This window comes from Desulfoluna sp. HI9BLuna (assembly GCF_056829775.1).
In genome coordinates this window covers 2,724,163-2,744,104 of record NZ_CP186555.1, presented here as the reverse complement: position 1 = coordinate 2,744,104, position 19,942 = coordinate 2,724,163, and the positions used below count along the sequence as shown (strand labels likewise).

Annotated in this window: 15 protein-coding genes and 2 tRNA genes; 6 read left to right on the top strand and 11 right to left on the bottom strand. The window is 62.2% G+C overall.

The window, feature by feature from the left end:
- Nucleotides 1–222: 222 nt before the first annotated feature.
- Together ACOYW0_RS11170 and ACOYW0_RS11165 are read left to right on the top strand one after the other, a co-directional pair.
- Nucleotides 223–310: transfer RNA gene (locus ACOYW0_RS11170), tRNA-Ser, on the top strand.
- A gap of 8 nt (nt 311–318) precedes the next feature.
- Nucleotides 319–408 (top strand) — tRNA-Ser (locus ACOYW0_RS11165).
- A 184-nt stretch (nt 409–592) separates the two neighbouring features.
- On the opposite strand, the gene ACOYW0_RS11160 is transcribed toward ACOYW0_RS11165, so the two are convergent.
- From ACOYW0_RS11160 to ACOYW0_RS11150, 3 genes are all read right to left on the bottom strand, one after another.
- Nucleotides 593–1,516 (bottom strand): helix-turn-helix domain-containing protein, encoded by a 924-nt coding sequence (locus ACOYW0_RS11160; RefSeq protein WP_482418515.1) that lies wholly within the window; start codon nt 1,514–1,516, stop codon nt 593–595.
- Nucleotides 1,517–1,653: 137 nt separating this feature from the next.
- A complete protein-coding gene (locus ACOYW0_RS11155) occupies nt 1,654–2,601 on the bottom strand; it encodes an SDR family oxidoreductase (protein ID WP_482418514.1) in 948 nt (315 codons plus the stop codon).
- Nucleotides 2,602–2,630: 29 nt separating this feature from the next.
- Nucleotides 2,631–3,818 (bottom strand): MBL fold metallo-hydrolase, encoded by a 1,188-nt coding sequence (locus ACOYW0_RS11150; RefSeq protein WP_482418513.1) that lies wholly within the window; start codon nt 3,816–3,818, stop codon nt 2,631–2,633.
- 179 nt (nt 3,819–3,997) lie between these two features.
- Between ACOYW0_RS11150 and ACOYW0_RS11145 the strand changes: the two genes are divergently transcribed.
- The gene (locus ACOYW0_RS11145; RefSeq protein ID WP_482418512.1) at nt 3,998–4,150 is read left to right on the top strand and encodes a helix-turn-helix domain-containing protein; all 153 of its coding nucleotides are present in this window, start codon (nt 3,998–4,000) and stop codon (nt 4,148–4,150) included.
- Nucleotides 4,151–4,418: 268 nt separating this feature from the next.
- Here ACOYW0_RS11145 and acnB read toward each other — a convergent pair whose 3' ends face one another.
- A complete protein-coding gene (acnB, locus tag ACOYW0_RS11140; RefSeq protein ID WP_482418511.1) occupies nt 4,419–6,935 on the bottom strand; it encodes a bifunctional aconitate hydratase 2/2-methylisocitrate dehydratase in 2,517 nt (838 codons plus the stop codon).
- A 204-nt stretch (nt 6,936–7,139) separates the two neighbouring features.
- Between acnB and ACOYW0_RS11135 the strand changes: the two genes are divergently transcribed.
- On the top strand, nt 7,140–7,532 hold the full coding sequence (locus ACOYW0_RS11135) for a pancreas/duodenum homeobox protein 1 (protein ID WP_482418510.1): 393 nt from the start codon (nt 7,140–7,142) through the stop codon (nt 7,530–7,532).
- 31 nt (nt 7,533–7,563) lie between these two features.
- Here the strand turns inward: ACOYW0_RS11135 and ACOYW0_RS11130 are convergent, their stop codons facing one another.
- The 4 genes from ACOYW0_RS11130 to ACOYW0_RS11115 form a co-directional block, all read right to left on the bottom strand.
- Nucleotides 7,564–7,971 (bottom strand): YkgJ family cysteine cluster protein, encoded by a 408-nt coding sequence (locus ACOYW0_RS11130; RefSeq protein ID WP_482418509.1) that lies wholly within the window; start codon nt 7,969–7,971, stop codon nt 7,564–7,566.
- Between the two features lie 112 nt (nt 7,972–8,083).
- Nucleotides 8,084–11,977, bottom strand: a complete 3,894-nt coding sequence (locus ACOYW0_RS11125; protein WP_482418508.1) for a response regulator — start codon at nt 11,975–11,977, stop codon at nt 8,084–8,086.
- On the bottom strand, nt 11,974–12,753 hold the full coding sequence (locus tag ACOYW0_RS11120; protein WP_482418507.1) for a cyclase family protein: 780 nt from the start codon (nt 12,751–12,753) through the stop codon (nt 11,974–11,976). Before ACOYW0_RS11120 ends, ACOYW0_RS11125 begins: the two co-directional genes overlap by 4 nt.
- A gap of 61 nt (nt 12,754–12,814) precedes the next feature.
- Complete coding sequence (locus ACOYW0_RS11115) at nt 12,815–13,534, bottom strand: hypothetical protein (RefSeq protein ID WP_482418506.1); 720 nt, start codon at nt 13,532–13,534, stop codon at nt 12,815–12,817.
- Between the two features lie 539 nt (nt 13,535–14,073).
- Here ACOYW0_RS11115 and ACOYW0_RS11110 point away from each other — a divergent pair.
- Complete coding sequence (locus ACOYW0_RS11110; protein WP_482418505.1) at nt 14,074–14,490, top strand: DUF3842 family protein; 417 nt, start codon at nt 14,074–14,076, stop codon at nt 14,488–14,490.
- Nucleotides 14,491–14,659: 169 nt separating this feature from the next.
- Nucleotides 14,660–14,863, top strand: coding sequence for a CooT family nickel-binding protein (locus ACOYW0_RS11105; protein ID WP_180138051.1), 204 nt, complete (start codon nt 14,660–14,662; stop codon nt 14,861–14,863).
- A 60-nt stretch (nt 14,864–14,923) separates the two neighbouring features.
- On the opposite strand, the gene ACOYW0_RS11100 is transcribed toward ACOYW0_RS11105, so the two are convergent.
- The 3 genes from ACOYW0_RS11100 to ACOYW0_RS11090 form a co-directional block, all read right to left on the bottom strand.
- Nucleotides 14,924–16,654 (bottom strand): hypothetical protein, encoded by a 1,731-nt coding sequence (locus ACOYW0_RS11100; protein ID WP_482418504.1) that lies wholly within the window; start codon nt 16,652–16,654, stop codon nt 14,924–14,926.
- 255 nt (nt 16,655–16,909) lie between these two features.
- On the bottom strand, nt 16,910–18,799 hold the full coding sequence (locus tag ACOYW0_RS11095; RefSeq protein ID WP_482418503.1) for an LTA synthase family protein: 1,890 nt from the start codon (nt 18,797–18,799) through the stop codon (nt 16,910–16,912).
- A gap of 148 nt (nt 18,800–18,947) precedes the next feature.
- Nucleotides 18,948–19,940 (bottom strand): MBL fold metallo-hydrolase, encoded by a 993-nt coding sequence (locus tag ACOYW0_RS11090; protein ID WP_482418502.1) that lies wholly within the window; start codon nt 19,938–19,940, stop codon nt 18,948–18,950.
- Nucleotides 19,941–19,942 lie beyond the last annotated feature (2 nt).

Genomic DNA, 19,942 nt, shown 5'->3' with positions numbered 1-19,942 from the left:
TTTTAGCCGCGGCGATAGGCAAAACCCGCCAGGGTCCCAGGTGGGCCCCTCGGGGGGTCATCAGTTCATAATAATAAGCGAAAATCTTTCGATGTCAACACACAGAAGGGATCAGGGGTTTTGGGGGCTGGTTCCGGGCTGTTTTCCCTTTGGGGGAAATAGTCCAACAAAGCTGTTGACCTCTGCCGGATCTAATGGTAATTAGTCCGAGTGAATTTGAGTGGAGGAGTGGCCGAGTGGTCGAAGGCGGCGGTCTTGAAAACCGTTGAGTGTCAAAGCTCCGTGGGTTCGAATCCTACCTCCTCCGCCAAATGATGCGGAGAAATGGCCGAGTGGCTGAAGGCGCGCCCCTGCTAAGGGCGTATGGGTTAACGCCCATCGAGAGTTCGAATCTCTCTTTCTCCGCCACCATCGCTTATAAAGCCCCAACAAGGTGACTTGTTGGGGCTTTTTTGTTTTTTTGCAAATTCCTTCAGCTTCTCCCAATCACAAGCTTCCCTTCCATTCGACGTGCTGGCTGATCTACGATCACCCAGTCGCTTTCAGCAGGTGGCAAGGACAGGGCATCGGCCGTGGGTAAGCGCCGCCTTGGCTAATGAACGGCATACTGCTTTCTGAACTCAGAGGGCGTCATACCAACCTTCTTTTTAAACATGCGGGAAAAATACTGCGGGTACTCAAACCCCAACTGATACGCGGTTTCCGATACGGTGCGCTGAGGCTCGAGCAACAGGTCCTTTGCCTCATCAATGAGGGCGAGCTGGATCAGTTCCTTGGCTGTTTTTCCCGTTTCCACCTTTAAGGTGTCGCTTAAATAACGCGGGGACACCTTCATTTCCCTGGCAATGTCAGCGGGTTTCGGGGGGCCCTCCTCCAGGAAACGATGGGACTCAAAGTAGTTGGCAACCTTGGTCTCGAACTTTCGAAGGAGCTTTCCTGACAGATCCGACCTGTGGATAAACTGGCGTTTGTAGAATCGGCTTGCGTACTTCAGCAGGGTGTCGATTTGGGACAGGATGATCTCTTTGCTGAATTCATCCTGGTTGTTTTGATACTCCGCTTCCACGACCTTGAAGATGGACTGAACCAGCAGCTCTTCCCTGGGGGAGAGGTGGAGGGCCTCGTTCATCGTGTAGGAGAAAAAACCGCATTTTTTAATACGGTTTCGTATCGCGTGTCCTTCGATGAAATCCTCATGAAAACAGATGGTGGCACTTTGTGAGCTGACCACAAGATTTCGTGCGACGAGCTCCTGCCTTGGAGCCGTGAAGATCATGGTCCCGTTCTGGAAATCATACTTGGTTCGGCCGTAGAGCAGCTCCCCGGAAACAAGGGTTTTCAGGGAGATGGAGTAGAAATCCGTGGACAAGGCAAAGGGCTCCGACGGAATGCATGCATGGTGGCTCACATCGTCAGAGCCGTCATAGGTAACCACGCTGAGCATGGGGTGCTCGGGGGCCGGTAGGTTGAAGAATGTATGGTAGTCCGCAATACTTCCGAAATGCACTTTTTGCATAAGGCTCACGTATCCCTGTGCTTTTTTTGTGTGACCATCCGACACATGGATCTTTTACGTCTCATCATACCGTTGGTGTGCCCCATTGGCAATTTTCAAGGTTGCAATGGCCTGGGCACCCTGAACCCGGCGTTTTGCTATGGCGACCATGCCAGGCCGGTCTTCTCTTCAGAAACGGTCCACAGCTTTTCGGCCACCCCGCGATCCAGCACATGGGGAAGGAGTCTGCATGTGCCGATGGGACCGGCCATTTCCCCCCTTTTTGTGGGGCCATAAAAGGCTTCTGGCTCAAGGCCCTCTTCCGTGGCGCACAGGACTTCGGGCCACGAGCCTTTTTCGGCGGATTGCGCAAAGGGAGACAAGATTTTAAACAGTATTTTTGTGGTCAGGTTGGCTTCTTCCTGGGCCAGGGTGGTTCGCGCCGCCCCCGGATGGCACACCAACACCTGCACCTGTTTCCCGGCGTCTGTGATACGTCGCTGCAACTCGTATGCAAAGACCATCTGGGCCAGCTTGCTGTGAGAGTACGTATTCATGGGAACGTAGTTGCTATTGAAGTCAAGGTCTTCAAATTGAATGCGCTTGAGCCCCATCCGGTACCCCAGGCTCCCGACGACAACGATGCGTCCCCCGGAGGCTTCCACATGGTTAAAGAGGAGCCCGCACAAGAGGAAGTGCCCGTAATGGTTCACCCCCAGTTGGCTCTCAAAGCCATCCACGGTGAGCTCTTGCTTTGCCACCTGGGCGATGGCCGCGTTGCATATGAGGGCATCGATCTGGGGAACCTCTTTGTTGACGGTCTCTGCGGCTTGGCGGACAGAGTCCAGCGAGGCCAGGTCCAGCTGGATAAAAGAGACATCTGCAGCAGGGAACTGGTCTTTGATCTTTGCGATGGCTGTCTTGGCCTTTTGGGGATTGCGGCACAGCATCACCACCTTTGCGCCTTTGCCGACAAAGACTTTCGTTGCCTCAAAGCCCGCACCGACATTGGCACCGGTGATGACGTATGTTTTTCCCTTTAGGGATGGCAGGCGTTCAGGGGTCCAGCCCTTGGGGCCGAAGGGGTTCTTTTCTGACTTTTTCATTTTTTCCTCTTTTTACGGCGTAGGTATGTTTAGTCGGTTTCGGTTGCCAGAGCCGTGGAACTGGCAAAGCCGGGTGCTTGCTTGGGCCTCCACCAGGCTGTTTGGGGCAGCGCCTTTCCGATGGTCACGGTGTCTCCGGCCATGGGGGTGGCAAGGGGCACGCCCTTTTTTCCTGCGGCCTTGAGGGCGCGCTCCATGGGCTCGAACCAGTCGTGGATCGCAAGGTTGAAGGTGCCGGAGTGGATGGGAACCATTACCCCACCTTGAACGTCCCGGTGGGCCTGAACGGACTCTTCAGGCTGCATGTGGATGTCGGGCCAGAATGGGCTGTAGGCCCCGCATTCCATGAGGGTGAGGTCAAAGGGGCCCAGCTTTTCGCCGATGGCTTTAAAGGCCGAGGTGTAGCCTGAGTCGCCACTGAAAAACACCGAGTGGTAAGGGCCGGAGATGGCCCATGAAGCCCAGAGGGTTTTGTTGCCGTCCCTGAGCCCCCGGCCGGAGAAGTGACGCGCCGGGGTGGCGGTGAGGGTCAGGCCCGGCACAGGGGAGATTTCATCCCACCATGCCAGTTCGCTGATGGACGAAGGGGAAACCCCCCAGGCCGCAAGTTTTTTCCCCACCTTTAAGGGCACGATGAAATGCCCCACCTTGGGGATCAATTGCCGGATGCTGGCCTTGTCCAGGTGATCGTAGTGGTTGTGGGAGATGAGGACCACGTCGATGTCGGGAAGCTGGTCAATGGTGATGGGGGGCCGCGCCAGGAACCGCTTGGGACCGACAAGGGGAAACGTTCGCCTGCTGAACATGGGGTCGGTGAGGATGGTGTGCCCGTCCACCTGAAGAAGCACGGTGGCGTGTCCCACCCAGGTGGCATGAAGACCGCTGGCTTGTCTTTTGATGGCTTCTGCGGATGCACGGGGGTGAGACGGTGGCTCGGTTTCGGGAAATCGTGTCTCCTTTCCCATGACATAGGCTTTGAGCATACCAACATATCCCCCTGGTTTTGCCAGGCGAGTTTCTTCCTCGTTGAAAAATGTCCCGTCAGAGTACTGGCTGAACTCTTCAGGGGCCGTTAGCTGGTTGATGTCGAGGGGCTTGCTGCAGAGCTGGGTGCACCCGGTGAGGCCCAGCAAGGTCATGAAAAGGGCCCCGTTTAACCGGGCTTTCGCCCTTGAAGAGTCGCCTTCGGAAAAATTGTTATGGATACGGGATGTCATGCTTCGTCCTTATGGAAAGCGTGTGTTGTGACATCAGCGGCATGGCGTTGACCCATGACATGGGACGTCATATGGGGCTGATGGTATCGATTTGATGTGATTGTAGGTCGATAGGCGGCTGGCTTCAATAAACAGAATCACGGAAATCGGATACTTTTTGACATATCTTTGTTCAGCAGGTGACCGGAGAGAGTCCCTTGCGATACTTGAAAAAAACACGTCTGAACAAGGCAGGGCTCCTGATTGATCGGGAAGGTCTCCGCGTGGGGGATGCGGCGGAGCTGGTGGGGTGTGAGGGTGTGTCTCAGTTTGGCCGGGAGTTTAAACGCTAGGTTCAGGTCTCCCCAAGGAGGCCTGCTGTGCCGGTGTTTTGAGGCGGTTCCGTATAAGCGATCTGTTTTTGTCCGGGTATTTAGAGCGTCAATCAAAAAGGGCCCCTTCCCGCTTCGGAAAAGGGCCCTTTGATTTTTTTACCAGAAAGCATCACCCATGGCGGGCAATGTCCCACGGGCGCAGCCCGTCAGCACATGTGACGGGACGAGGAACGAGCCCCGGAGCGTGTGCGACCCTGGGGTCCAGGGGATGTATCCCCTGGATTTTTTATTCTTTGTCCTCCGAGAGATCGATGAAGCGGTAGATCTCGCCTTCCCGCCCCTCAAGGGCCGCCATCTCGGAGAAGTAGGTGGCGGGGTCGGGGAGTTCGCCCAAACGGGCGGTGACGGCGGCCAGTTCGGCAGAGCCTAAAAAGACGTTGGCGCCGTCGCCGATGCGGTTGGGGAAGTTGCGCGTGGAGGTGGAGAGCACGGTGGTGTTCGGGGCCACGCGGGCCTGGTTGCCCATGCACAGGGAGCAGCCGGGGATCTCCATGCGTGCGCCGGCGCGGCACAAGGGGTTGTAGAGGCCTTCGCGTCGGAGCTGGTCTTTGTCCATGACCGTGGGCGGGGTCATCCAGAGGCGCACGGGCACTTCGCCGTCTCCTTCGAGGAGGGCGGCGGCGGCCCTGAAGTGGCCGATGTGGGTCATGCAGGAGCCGATGAACACCTCGTCGATGGGGGTCCCGGTGACCTCGGAGAGGCGCTTGACGTCGTCGGGGTCGTTGGGGCAGGCGAGGATCGGCTCGGTGAGGGTGGCAAGGTCGATCTCGATGACCTCGGCGTACTCGGCATCGGTGTCGGCGGTGAGAAGCGCCGGGGCGTTGAGCCAGGCCTCCATGGCGTCGATGCGGGCCTCTAAGGTGGCTTTGGCTTCGTAGCCTTGGGCCACCATGGATTTTAAGAGGGCCACGTTGGATTTCAGGTAGCGGCTTACCTGGGTCTCGGAGAGGCGGATGGTGGCGGCTGCTGCCGAGCGCTCGGCCGAGGCGTCGGTGAGCTCGAAGGCCTCGTCCACGGAGAGGTGGTCCAGCCCTTCGATCTCTAAGATGCGGCCGGAGAAGATGTTCTTCTTGCCCTCCTTGGCCACGGTGAGCAGGCCCTTTTCAATGGCGGCAAGGGGAATGGCGTTGACGATATCCCGCAGGGTGATGCCGGGTTTGGGGGTGCCGGTAAAGCGCACCAGCACGGACTCGGGCATGTCCAGGGGCATGCGGCCCATGGCGGCGGCAAAGGCCACCAGGCCGGATCCAGCCGGAAAGCTGATCCCCATGGGAAAACGGGTGTGGGAGTCGCCGCCGGTGCCCACGGTGTCGGGCAGGATCATGCGGTTTAAAAAGGAGTGGATCACCCCGTCGCCGGGCTTTAAGGCCACGCCCCCGCGGCTGGTCATGAAGCCGGGGAGGGTGTCGTGCATGGCGATGTCCACGGGCCGGGGGTAGGCGGCGGTGTGGCAGAAGGACTGCATCACCAGGTCCGAGGCAAAGGAGAGGCAAGCCAGCTCGGTGAGCTCGTCCCGGGTCATGGGGCCGGTGGTGTCCTGGGAGCCCACGGTGGTCATCTTGGGCTCGCAGTAGGTGCCGGGGCGGACCCCGTCCATGCCGCAGGCGCGGCCCACGATCTTCTGGGCCAAAGTAAAGCCCTTGCCTGTGTCGGCGGCCACCGGGGTGGCGCGGAAGAGGTCGCTGTCTTCAAGTCCTTTGGCTTTTCTGGCCATGGCCGTCAGGTTGCGGCCGATGATGAGGGGAATGCGGCCACCCGCCTGCACCTCGTCAAAGAGCACCTCGGTTTTGAGGGCAAGGCGGGAGAGCACGGTGCCGGTTTCATCGGTGACGGTGCCCTCGTAGGGGCGGATGGTGACCACCTGGCCGGTGGCAAGGGCGGTGACGTCACACTCCACGGGCAGGGCCCCTGCGTCTTCCAGGGTGTTGAAGAAGATGGGAGCGATCTTGCCGCCCAGAACCACGCCCCCTGCACGCTTGTTGGGGACAAAGGGGATCTCGTCGCCGATGTGCCAGAGCAGGGAGTTGGTGGCGGACTTGCGGGAGGAGCCGGTGCCCACCACGTCGCCCACAAAGGCCACGGGGTGGCCCTTGGCCTTGAGCTCTTCGATGGTGGCAAGGGCGTTTTCGTCGCGGCTGGTGAGCATGGACAAGGCGTGCAAGGGGATGTCCGGGCGGCTCCAGGCCTCTCCGGCCGGGGAGAAGTCGTCGGTGTTGCACTCGCCGTCCACTTTAAAGACCGTCACGGTTAGGGCTTCGGGCAGGGCCTTTTTCTCGGTGAACCAGAGGCCGTCGGCCCAGGCCGAGAGGACTTTCTCCGCTGCGGGCAGGCTGTTGGCGGCTTCCACCACCTTGTCGAAGACGTCCGGGACGATGACAAGGCGGGCCAGGGCGTCGGCTGCCGGGGTGCCCAGCTCGGGGTGGGCCAGAAGGTCAAAGAGGGCGCCGGTGTTGTAGCCGCCCCCCATGGTGCCCAGAAGGGCCACGGCCTCTTTGGGGGCAATGAGGGGGCTTTTCTGCTCGCCTTGGGCAAGGGCTGCGAGAAACTCCGCCTTCACCTTTGCGGCCGGGTCCACGCCGGGGGGGACCCGGTGGGTGAGAAGGTCCAGGAGCTCTTGTTCCTGGCCTGCGGGGGGATCCGCAAGGAGCTCGCACAGGGCTGTCACCTGGGCGTCGGTGAGGGGTTTCGGGGGAATTCCCATCTCTTGCCGTTGGGCCTCGCTTTGTCTGTATGCGGTAAGCATCGTCACACTCCTGATTGGTTTGTCACACGTCGTTGGTCAACATCCTCGGGCTCTTGATACCGGGTTTCGGGGCGCTTTTTGTTTGACCGGCGGCTTTTCCGTGGTATATGGTTTCTTTCCTTCAAAAATCATGTGGGATTCCGATGGTAACTCACCGGGATCACCTGTAACTCATAATCAAACATGACCAAGGAGCACCCACCCATGAGCACGGATACATTTCGGTCCCTGTTTACTGCCGATTTTCTCGCTGAGGTATTTCCGGCTGATCTTTCCGACCAGTTTTTTGAAGCACTCTACGGCGATGCCGAAGACGGGGCTTACGATATCTCCCTGGTTTATGCAGGCGAAGGGGACAAGAGCCTTGAGTTCGAGCTGCACCTGAGCCAGAGGCCGGGCAAATGCCTTGTCTGCAGCCTCACCTACGGCCTGCCCGAGGTCTTTACGCGGCACCCCCTGATCAACCTTAAGGGGCTGGTGGCCAAAATCGACGCCGCCCTGGGCGAGTCCGCAACCTGCGGGGAGTGGCGCATCGGCCGGACCCGTGAGGTTTCCCGGGCCCTTCATGTGGTGCCCCTTTCCATCTCCCTTGCCTGATCGGCCAGCCGCCGGTTTCTTATTCCCATGGTCAGCGATGGTCCGGGCTGCTTTCGTCAAGGATGACGCCCGGGCACTCCGCCGCCGCCTCGTGGGGCCTCTCCCGAAAGTAGTCCCAGAAGGGAAAGGTCCGGCACTGGGCGGGACGGGCCTCGTAGGCCGAACACCCCCCTTTGTTCCTGTCGTAGAGAAGGCAGGCAAAATTCTCTCCCTCCTGCCGCTCTGCGATGGAGACGCGGTATCCCACTTTTTTTAAATAGTCCCGTGCAAAGGCCTCCGGGGTCATCCCCAGGGCATCGGCCAGGGCCCGGCTTTCGTCCCGGGTGACCCAGATGTTTCCGGACTCCCCGTTGCAGCAACGCCCCCCGCAGGTCTCGCAGGCGGCGGGGTCAAAGGCAAAGGGGAACCCTTGACGGGTCAGTATGGTTGGGTTCGTCATGCGATTCGTATCTGTTTGTCTGTTGTGGGTAAGCAGGCGGCACTTCCGTGCCGTAAAGGCCCCCATGGGGCTTCGTTTTCTACCACATATCCCCATGGGTTGGAAAGGGGGATCATCCGGTGAGCAGGGCGAGTCGGTGCCGGGCCCCGTCGAAGTCGTACGCGTCGATGAGCTCTGCGACCTCCTGCATGGCGGCAAGGGTCGCCTCCTGCTCTTTGCCCTGCAGGTGCCGGATCAACGCCCCCACGGTCTCGGCTGAGCCCACGGGGTCGGCCTCGGTCAATTCGTCCCGGAGGCGGGCCACCATGGTGTCGCGGGCCTTTTCGGGCGGAGACGCGGGGACTTTCGGGGCAGGGGCCGCTGGCCGCTCCAGGGTCTCCACGGCGGAGAGCACGTGGGAGAGGGCCCGGGAAAGGGCCGGTTCCAGCTCCCGGGCGCTGGAAAGATCCTCCCGGGCCGCGGTCTCTTCCATGGCTGCGGCCTCGGCCGAGAGAATGTCGGCGGCGATGTTGGCGGCCACCCCCTTGAGGGCGTGGGCCTCCATGCGCAGGGCGGCAAGGTCTGAGGCGTCCAGAAGGTCGGCCAGTTTGGTGGCAAAGTCCCGGTACTCGACTTGGAAACGCTGGAGCACCCGGTCGTAGAGGGCCTCGGAGCCCAACCGTTCCACCCCGGCGTCGAAATCGAGGACGCATCCTCCGGCAAGGGGCGTGTCGTGGTGGGCCGGTGCGTCGGTTCCCACGGTGTGGCGGGCGATGACTTCAAAGAGGCGTTCCCGGTGAATGGGCTTGGCCACGTAATCGTCCATGCCCGCGTGGAGGCAGCGTTCCTTGTCTCCCTGCATGGCGTGGGCGGTCATGGCCACGATGGGCAAATCGGGCATGGCCAGGTTGTCCCGGATCATGGCCGTTGCCTCCAGGCCGTCCATGATGGGCATCTGAAGGTCCATGAGCACCAGGTCGAAGGGGTGGGTCTCCACCTTCTTGACCGCTTCCAGGCCGTTGGCGGCGGCGGTGACGTCAATGCCCCATCCTTTGAGGAGTTCGCTGGCCACCATCTGGTTCACCGGGTTGTCCTCCACCAGGAGCACGGACAGGCCCCTCAGGTCCCTGGGGGCGGCCGAAGAGGACGTCGGGCCGGTGGCCGTGCGGGGGGCACCGAAGATCTCCATGACGGCGTCGAACAGGGCCGAGGGCTTGACCGGCTTGATGAGAAAGTGGGCAAAGCCGCTGCGCCGGGCCCGGACCACCTCCTCTTCCCGGCCAAAGGGGCCGATGAGGATCACCCGGGGGCTGTCTGCCCCGCCGCTTTTCACCAGGTCCGTTGCCGTGTCGATGCCGTTGATGCCGGGCAGTTGCAGGTCGATGACGGCCAGGCTCAAAGGGGGGTAACTCCCCTTTCGAAAGTGCTTCAAGGCCTCTTCCCCGCTTTCGGCCTCTGCCACGGTGAAGCCGAAGCCCGTGAGGTCGCGGGCCAGGACGGTGCGCGTGGCGGTGTTGTCTTCCACCAGGAGCACGGCTCCCCTTCGCATCTCATGGGGGATGAGGGTGGGCTGGGCGTGGGTGTCCATGAACCGGATGCGGGCGGTGAAGCAGAACCGGCTTCCCCCGCCGTGGACCTGTTCCACCCAGATGGCCCCGCCCATGCGCTCCACGATGTTGCGGCAGATGGCAAGGCCCAGGCCCGTGCCGCCGTATTTTCGGGTGGTGGAGCCATCGGCCTGGCTGAACACCTCGAAGAGGCGGTCCGACCGCTTGGGGTCCACGCCGATGCCCGTGTCCCGGACGGCCACAAAGAGCTCCACGTGGTGCTCTTCCTGCCGGAGGCAGGTGGCGGTGATGGCGATCTCCCCTGCCTCGGTGAATTTAAAGGCGTTGGAGAGAAGGTTGGCCAGCACCTGGCGAAAGCGCAAGGGGTCCCCGATGAGCTCGTCGGGCACCTCCGGGTCGATGTCCACCACCAGCTCAATCTCTTTTCTCACGCAGCTCTCGATGAACAGGTCGGTGACCGCCTCCACCACCTCGGCCAGGCGAAAGGGGATCTCCTCGAACCGGAGCTTGCCCGCGTCCATCTTGGAAAAGTCCAGAATGTCGTTGATGATCTGGAGCAGCGAGCCCGAGGAGGAGCGGATGATGCCCAGGTACTCGCGCTGGCGGGGGGTGAGGTCCGTGCGCATCACCAGGTCGCTCATGCCGATGATGGCGTTCATGGGGGTGCGGATCTCGTGGCTCATGTTGGCCAGGAAGGTGCTCTTGGTGACGGCTGCTTCCTTGGCCTCTTCCACGGCCAGCTCGGAGCTGCCGATGGCCTTTTCCAGCTGGGCGGTGCGCTCGGCCACCAGCTCTTCCAGGCGGTTGCGGTGGGCGGTGAGCTCTTCGTTTTGCCGGTTGATCTTCTCTTCGGCCTGCTTTTGCCGGGTGATGTCCGTGACGATGGCCATGGTCGCCGGGCGCCCGCCCATGGTGACGGGGGTCTCGGAGATGATGACGTCGATGATATCGCCGTCTCTGTGGCGGAGCCGTGCCTCGTACTGGCCCGAGGGACTCTGCCCCTGGCGCCGGGCGCGGAGCCTGTCATCCATCATAACCCGCCCCGTGTCCGCGTCGGCGAACAGGTCAATGACGGGCACGGTGTAGAAGGCCTCGCCTTCGTAGCCGCACATGGTCATGATGGCCTGGTTGGCGTAGGTGATTCGGCCGTCGACCTCCACCACGATGCCGTCCCTGGCGTTGTCCACCAGGCTGCGGTAGGTCTCTTCGGAGTCCCGGAGGGCCCTGACGGACTCGGTGCTTTGGCGCTGCCGGGCCTGCTGTTTGTCGTGCATGGCCCAGGAGAGAAAAAGGATCAGGAAGCCGTAGCCCATCTCCAGGCCCCAGCGGGAGAGGGGGCCTAAGGGCACCACCCCGTAGAGGCTTCCTGCCGAGAGGGCGCCCCCGGCCAGGAAGAGGAGCCAGGCCATCAGGAAAAAGCGTGTGGGGCGGCCCCCTTTGGCGGCCATGGCCGCTCCCCCTGCCAGCATCACCAGGACGGTGGCGATGCCCGTGACCGTGGTCCACTGGCTGATGATGCGGTAGTCCAGGATCGGGGCGCAGGCGGCCAGGCCCAGGCAGAGTATCAACCCGGCCTTGATGAGGCGGTCCAGGTCCGGGCAGAGGGTGCGGGTTTCCAGAAAGCCCCGGGAGAAGAGCAGGGCAAAAAAGGTGGCGGTCGCAAGAAGCAGGGGGTTGGCCGTGTTGGCCCAGTCCGGGGCCTCCGGCCAGAGGAACTGAAAGGCGTGACCGGCGTGGACCATGGCGTGGAGGGTCAGGGCAAGAGCAAAGAGCAGCAGGGAGAGCCGGGTGCCCTCCCGGGTGGCCAGAAAGGCAAAGAGGGCGTGGGCGGCCATGGCCAGCATGACCCCGTAGAAGAGCCACGACAGGGGCGGGCCACCACGGTTTGTGGCGGGAAAGGCGTCGGCGTTCCAGACCCGGACGGGCAGGACCATGGCGCCCCGGGTGGTGATGCGCAGAAAGACGGTGGTCTCCCCCGGGGGCAGGGTGACGGGAAAGGCCACGGCCGGGTGGGCCAGGGGCCGCTGGGCAAAGGGGTGGGTGTCGCCGCTTATCTCACGCTCGAAGCCTTCGGGGCCGGGGTGGTAGAAGATCACTTCGTCTAAGGGCGGGTAGTCGATGGTGATGACCGCGTCAAAGGGGGCGTCGCCCCGGTTGCTCAGGGTGAGGCGGCCCCACAGGGGGTAGCCCATGAACCCGAAGGCGTATTCCAGATTCTCCAGGGGGGCAAAGAGGGTGTCGGGACGGGCCGCCTCGGTGACGGTGAGGGTTGCTTCGGCGTCGGCATGCCAGAGCAGGGACGAACCCGGCGAGAGGCTGGTTTCAAGGTCGGTGACGACCAGGGCTGCGGCCCGGGCCGTCAAGGGCATGAGGAGCACCAGCAGGGCGGCACAGAGCCGGGCAAAGGGACCGGCGCGGCGATGGGTGGGGAGAGGGCGGGGAGCCCGTGTCGGTGTCATGGGAGGGGCCCTTCCTCGCCGTCGGGCATGAGGGCCACCACACGGCTCGGCCCTGCAGAGCCGCCCTTGACCTTCAAGGGGAAGCAGCAGACGGTAAAGCCCTGGTCCGGGAGGCGGTGGAGGCCCGCCAGGCGCTCCAGGTGGCAGTACGGGGTCTCGGCCCCCTGGTAGTGGGATTCCCAGAACTCACCCTTTCCGGTTTTGGCGCGCCTTGCCATGTGGGAGAGGGGACCGTCCCACCCCCAGGCGTCGATGCCCGTGATCTTGACCCCCCGTTTTGTGAGCAGGGCCGTGGCCCCCCGGGTGACCCAGGGACCGGCGGTAAAGTACGCGGGATCTCCCAGGAGCCGGTCCATGCCCGTGCGGATGAGCACGATGGTCCCGGCGGTGATGGTGATCCCCCGGGTCTCTTCCCAGGCCGTGATGTCGGCTTCGGTGATGGCCTCCCCGTCTTTTTTGTGGCTCATGTCCAGGCAGACACCCGGGGAAAAGCACCAGGAGAGGGGAACCTCGTCGATGGTCATGGCGCGCTTGCCCCCGGCGTCCGGGGCGTAGTGCCAGGGAGCGTCCAGATGGGTGGTGCCGTGGGAGGAGAGGGAGAGGGTGTCGTTGGCCCAGCCGAGGCGGCGGCGCAGGAACCGGGGCGTCAGGCCCGTGAGAAGAAAGACGGTCAGGGCGCCGAAGCGATGGCCCTGGCGTTTGACACGGGTACGGGCCCACCAGGGGGCCCAGGCGGTGTCGGAATCCAGCGGGGCAGACAGGTCGAGGATCTCCATGGCGTCTCCGGTGGTGGGGCAGCCCTTGTGCGGGCGGCCCCGTCTGTAAGGGTCAGAGGGCCTATCGCTTGAAAAACCGTCCCAGCAGCCCTTTTCTGGGGGACGGCGTCGAGGCCGCGCCGGCGTACTCCTGGGCCAGCTCTTTGGCGGCTTCGGCGTTGGCCGCTCCGGGGTATCCCCCGGAATTGAGGTGAATGCGCATCACCTGACCGTCGGTGAGGGGCAGTTCTCCCTGGTGCCCCGCGGACTGCAGGCGCCCTTCCAGGTAAGTCGTCATTTCGGCAAGGCCCATGGGGGGCAGGGGAACCTCACGGATGCCGTCATGGCCGGGAACCAGGTGGCGCAGGGTGTCCAAAAGGGCGGCCGTGTGGGGCAGCCCCGTTAAGATGACCTGTTTGAACTGGCGCGGCTCCCCCTCATCGGTGGTCTGCTTGATGAGGGCGGCCAGGGCGTCGGGCTCCAGGCGGTGGGCGTCGTCCACCATGATGACGGGCAGGTCGTCACGCATCATGGTGTAGGCCCGCAACGGGGCGCAGCCTGTGGGCAGCTGGAGGGTGCAGACACTCCAGCTCTCTTCATCTGCGGCCAGCACCTGTTTGAGCAGGAGGGTTTTTCCTCCCCCCGGATCAGCCGTGATGAGGACCACGTTGTGGGGAGCCTCCATCAGGTTGCGCACCAGGGCGACGGTTTCAATGAGCTTGGTATATGGAAAAAACGAGGCCTCGTCCACGTAGTCGTCGAAGGGGTCCCGCATGAGATGTAACGCTTCAATATAAGACATAGAACAGCACGCTGTTTGGAGTGTGTCATGGCCGCCGGAAACGAACCGATGGTGGATGATAGCAGGAACAACGTTCCTTTCCCTGCCCGTGGAACATGCAACAACGGGATTCTCGGGCCAGGGGCGCTCCGGCTGCGAAGTTTCTTTGAGGGGCTCCTTGTGTTCTCCAGGGTCCCTTCGCCGGGTGGTGCATAGAAAAGGATCACCTTTTCAAGCACGTCCTTAATTTAAATTCTCATTTTTGCCGGAATATCAATTTTTTTTCAACTCTTGATTCCTTTTGATAGGAAAAAACGGGCCCGTTTCTCTGCGTTGCGAGGCTGCCCGAAACCGGGTGCCTGCACCAAGTAGAGGGATAAAGGGACTGTCTGGCGTGGGAGGCTCCGCACATCTCGGGGCCTGCGATTTTTACGCGACGGCATTGACGGGGAGGAGGCGGGTTTGATACCAATGGGTATGCAACGAAGGGGGTTAGGGCCTTGGGCTGTCACCGGAAACGACGGCTTTTTTATCGACCGCCAGACACATGAGAATTCGCCATGCTGAGAATTTGCGTCATTGACGGCCAGGGGGGCGGCATCGGAAGCGCCATCATCAGACGAATCAAGGATCTGTTTGCCGAGAAGGTGGAGATCATCGCCCTGGGCACAAACGCCGTGGCCACGGCGCAGATGCTTAAGGCCGGAGCCAACCGTGGGGCGTCCGGAGAAAACGCCATTGTCCGGAGCGTCCAGCATTGCGATGTGGCCACCGGGCCCTTGGGGATTGTCATGGCCCATGCCCTTATGGGGGAGGTGACTCCGGCCATGGCCGAGGCCATCTCCGGCTGTTCGGCCAGAAAGGTGCTGCTGCCCCTGTCCCAGGACAACGTGGAGGTGGTGGGGGTGCACAAGGCTCCCTTGCCCCACCTGGTGGATGAGTTGATTGAATCGGGGTTGAAAACCCTGTTGAACTGATGCCCTCGCAGCCAGCGCCGCTTATGCGGTGTTTTTCTTGACGGTGCGAGACCGGCATGTTTCAGTATGACACCGGCGATTGACGCGCGCATGGACCCTGCAGGGTTCATGCCCTTATGGATAAACGTAGAAATGGTTGCCGGATGAATCGCGTAAACGGAGGTATCCCATGTGTGAAGCCAGTGCCTATATCATTACCGACGGCGAGCCGAAACTGATTATGGAGTCGGTGGACGTGGCCGTTCCCACGGAAGAGGGGGAACTCAAGCTCATCAATATTTTCGGCGAGCAGCGCTTCATCAAGGGGGCCATCGAGTCCCTCTCCCTGGTGGATCATAAGATCTTCATCCGGGAGACAGGGGCCGCTCTCTGACGCAGGCCAGGCGCAGGCCTTCAAGCCCGTGCCCCCTCAAATGGCCTTTTTCCATGCCCGTTACCCCTGGAAAAAGGCGTCCACGCTCTCAATGAACTCGGAGAGGAGCCGACGGCTGACCACAAAGATGTGGCCCGCGTTTTTCTCAATGGTTCGGTTCAGCCCCCCCTTTGTCTCGGTTCGTCTCTCTTCGGTTCCCCACAGCTCGCTGGACACACAGGCCCCCGGCGGGGAGATGGGGTCCCGCTTTCCCCGGTAGTCGAAAAGGGCCACGCCCATGCGTGAGAGGGAGGTCATGGACACGGGCTTGCCGTGGAGTTCCGGAACGGGAGAGGAGAGGGGGTAGGTCCCCTTTTCGATGGCGCTGTCCATGAAGAGATCGCCGATCCAGGTGAGGTGGGAGCGCGTGCCGAACCGGGTGCCGTGGGTGAGCCAGTAAAAGAAGGGGGCCGCTTCCAGGAGCTCTTCCGCCTTTCCCGCCCGCTGGTAAAATCCCCGCCTGACAAAGTACCGCACCCCGGGCTGGATCTCGTTCATGCCCGCATCGATGATCTGGGGTGGCACCCCCACCCCGCCGTACATCTCCGCAATGAGGGCCGGGTCGTAATCGTGCCGTATCACGTCCCGCATGGGCCCCTGGCCGCTCATCCCGTCGTTGAACCGGATGGGGGAGGCCATGAGGGCGATTTTGACAATGTCCATGGGCGCTTTCAGCGCCCTTTTCTCTTCGGCCCGTCGGGCCAGCCAGGGGAGCAGCAGAGTCCCCCCCATGCAGTATCCCATCACACAGATCTCTTCCCCCGGATGTTCCTTTTGTATCAGCTCGATGTTGTGGTCGTGGACCGTTTTTCCGTAAAAATCCAGGTCCAGGCCGTCGGATTTTTCTCCAGGCTCCCCGGGGTCGTTGAGGTAGATGCGGTAGCCCCGTGCCAGGAGGGCCTCCACCACGGATTTCCCCTGGGCCAGGTCAAAGATGTCCGGCTTGTTGATCAGGGGGCTGGCAAGGTAGAGAATGCGGCCGGGGGCCTTGGCCCCTTGGAGGGTGAGGTACCGCCGGAGGGTGCAGGGCCCCAGGCGGGAGCCCTTCACCACCTCGTAGGGGGAGACCCCGATGATGCCGCCGGTGGTGCGCTCGGAGAAGTCCTTGACGTAAAAGGCGTCGTGACGAAACAGGTTCTCCAGGCGCTTTCTGGCGATGGTGAGGTAGGTCTCAAAGGAGAGGGTTTCGCCTTCGGCGTAGGGCAGGGGGCCGTCGACGCGCTCTTCGGTGACGGCCATCACCAGGGTGGTGAGGAGCTCCCGCAGGGCTTTCAGGGCCGAGAGGCCGAAGGTGCCGTAGGCACACTCCAGGTAGCGAAAGTTTTCCACCTGCTGGCTGAACCGGCGCCTCAGGGCGCTGGTGACCATCACCTGGCGGGCTTTATCTTCCGAAAAGTGGCCGGTTTCATCCATGAACTCTCCGGTGACGTCCCGGAGCATGGAGGCGTAGAGGCGCTCCACCAGCTCATCGGAGTAGACAAAGGTGTCCGGGTTGTCCCCCCGCATGGAGGCCACCTGGGCGTGGGTGCGGATGGGGCGGGTGACGGTGGCCTCCAGGGTGTCGTGGCTCCACTGGGCCCAGGTGGAGCCGGGCATGGCCGAGACCTCTTTCATGATGTTTTTGTATTGAAAAATCGAGCGCACGGCGCCGCCCACGATGCGGCTCATCATGGGGATGTGGGTGTCGTACCCCTCCCGGTTGTCCACCGGGGAATAGACCAGGGAGCGAAGCATTCTGTCGGAACGGTTCATGGCATATCCTTGTCTGTTCGGGGAGGCCCCCGAAGGGTGTGTCTTGGGGTGTCGGGTTGGCGTGCTCTGTGGGAAAGCGTGTGCCCAGGGCCTTGGCGTGGCCGCCTTGAAGGGGCAAAAGGGCCGCCTGGCAGGTGGGCCCTTGTCACTGCCATAGTAGCTCAAACCATGGGATTTGCGTAGGAAAAAGTGAGGAGGGGACGCCCTGGGGTGGCCGCTGCCGGCGGAAGGTGCCGGCAGCATGGGCGGGAGCCTTTACTCCTTGAAGAGGTCGAAAAATTCCAGGGTCCTGCCTTTAAAGAGCAGGTCCTGGGAGCGCTGGGTAAAGGCCAGGGCCTCTCGAGTCATGCGGTCGTGGACGGCATCGGGGGTCACCTCAAAGAGCGGGTCCAGGGGGCCCTCGCGCAGGTAGGTTTTTGTCTCCCCTGACCCAAGGAGGTTGATCTCCACCACGTGGTCCCCTTCCACCCAGCCCAGAAGGCCATGGTGGTAGTAGTCGGCAGCCCGGGGGCCGGGTTTCAAGAGGGATCGGCCGGTAAAGGCGGGAATCTCACCCCCCAGCAGGTGGGCCACGGTGGGGGCGATGTCCCGCTGGGAGACCAGGGCGTTGATTGCCCCGGGGGCCACCGAGCCGTCGGTGGCAAAGAGGGTAAAGGGGATGAGGTACTGGGTCAGGGCCGGCCCTGTGACCTTTGCGGTGTGGTCGGCCAGCAGGACAAAGAGGGTGGGGCCGAAGGCGGGGTCTGCCTCGTAAGCGGTGATGAACCCTTCCAGGGCCTCGTCAGCAAAGCGCAGGACGCTCAAGTTCCGGTTCAACGGGGTGTCCATGCCGAAGGCGGGGGTCACCGAAGGGGGCAGGGAGTCGTCATGGGTGGTGCAGGTGTTGATCCCCGCCAGAAAGGGTTGCTTTGTGGCCTTGAGTTTTTTCAGGATAAAGGCGTAGAGGTCCTGGTCGTAAACCCCCCAGCGGTTGGTGCCTAAGGATCGCTCACTGATCTCCTCCTTGCCGTAGCTCTCCTGGAACCCCAGCCTCTGGGCAAAGGCCCCGGTGCCGCTGGTGTCCTTGCGGGTTCCCTGGAAAAAGAGGGTGCTCCAGCCTTTGTCCGAAAGGCTCTGGGCCAGGCTCCGGTAGGGGTAGGTGGTGAGCTGGCTCTTGGCCAGGCTCTGACCCAACGGGTTCTGGTAGGAGCAGAAGGTGGTGAAGATCCCTTCTGTGGTGCGATGCCCCCCTGCCACCATGGCGTCGGCCCGGAGTCCCCGGGTGGCGAGGTTGTCGAAAAATGGGGTGGTCTCGTGCTCGTACCCGTAGCTCTTCATCAGGGCCGCAGGCCAGCTTTCCAGAAGGAGCACCACCACGTTGACGGGCCGAAAAGTCAGGGACTCTTTGGTGGGGGCGTCCGGGTAGAGACGGGCAAGGATCCTTCGCTGGTCGTCTGTGGAGACGGGGTCCGGCATCGGGATCTGGGTTATCTTGTCCCGGTTGCGAAAAAGGTAATAGAGGCCGCTGTAGCCGCCGTTAAGGGCCAGGGTGGCCTGGACAGGATCCCCGATTTTGTAGGCAAACAGGGGCTTCATGGGAAGGCCGGTGACCCCACCGCGTACGGAGATGACAAGGACGGCCGCCACCACCAGGCTGGCCAGGCCCCCCTTGATGAGTCCGAGCCGGGCCGGGGTCTCCTTGAGGACCCAGCCCCGGGCTTTGAAGATGGTCCCAAGGGCCAGCCCCAGCAAAATGAACCCTCCCAGGGTGACGGAGGCGTACTGGGTAAAGGCCGTGGCCACGAGGCTCCCAAAGTCCGTGGCCGCGTCGGAGAGTTCGTAGCCGATGTGCCGGCTGGCATCATGGAAATACATGATGTCCGAGGTCTGGAGAGCCACAATGGCTGTTGCGGCAAGGCCCAGGGGGGCTAAAACCCATCGTTTTTTCTTAAGGCTCAGCACGGCCCCCAGCAGGAGGCACAGAAGGGTAAAAATGGCCGCCAGGGCCAGGTCAAACCGAAGGCCCCAGATCAGGCTGTAGGCGGCTTTGGAGGCGGAGAGCCCGGCAAAACTTTCCCGATGGCAAAGGTAGAAGAACACCCGCAACAGGGCGCCAAGCCCGGTTAATCCCAAAAACGATACCGTGAACAAACGAAGCCATACCATGAACTCTTGAACTCTCCATAATGGATGATGGGGTTACGATAACCTGCGCTTTTATCCGTGTGAACCTCACACGATTGGCGGAGTCTACCCCATGAGCCGTGGCAATGTAAATGCTTGAAATACGGTATGCTGCGGTGAGAGCGCTTCCTTACGGCGTATGGTACCGCCAGAGACCCTTTTCTGCGGTGCGGGCCAGGTCTCCTTCCCGGAGAAGGTAGAGGAGGGTGGCCTCGATCCAGCCCTGGGCAATGCTTCGCTTCAGGGGGGCCATGCGGGGGTAGTAGTCTCGGACCAGGCTCCGGCCGGTGAGCCCTTCGGGCCCTGCGGTTTCCACCTTTTCCCGGATCTCGGCCAGCCGTTTTTTTCGGTGGGCGATAAGATGGGTGGTGCGCTTGACCGGATCGGTGACGGGCCGCCCGTGGGCCGGGAGGATGAGGCGCAGGCCGGGCAACTCCCGGATGGTCTCCAGGGTTTTTTGGTAGGCGACAAGGTCGGATCGGGGCGGACCCAGCCAGGTGGTGATGTCCGCCAACACGTTGTCCCCGCCCAAAAGGACGCCCGCCTCTTCATTCCAGAGCATGATGTGGACGTCGCAGTGGCCGGGACCGGCAAGGACCTCCCAGGTGCCGGCGTTGGTTTCAAGGCGGTCTCCCACGGCCAGGGGAGAAAAGGGCCCGGTGACCGCCCGGATGCCCATGGAAAGGGAAAAGGCCTCGTCCATGAGGCGGCCTCCCAAAGATCTTAAGGCCTCTTTCACGGCACCTGCCCTGGGACGAAGGGCGCTTGCCCCTTCCCGGTACGCTGCCCGATAACACGCCCGGGTTCGGACCAGGGGCACCATGGCCTCGGTGAGACGCACTGTCATGCGGTGCCGCTCCGCCAGGGCCGAGGCCCCGGAAAAATGGTCCCAGTGGGCATGGCTGGGAAGGACCTGCCGCACCCGAGAGCCGGTCCGGCTCTCCAGGTCCAGGAGACACCGGGCCACATGGGCCACAGCCCCCCTGGTGCCGGAGCCCGCGTCAAAGAGGAGCCCGTCTTTTCCGGGCAGGGCGTAGAGGTTCATGGTGAAAGGGCCCCAGCCCTTGCGCACCTGCTGGCGGATCCGGAACACCCCGGGTGCCATCTCATCATAACCGGCCATAC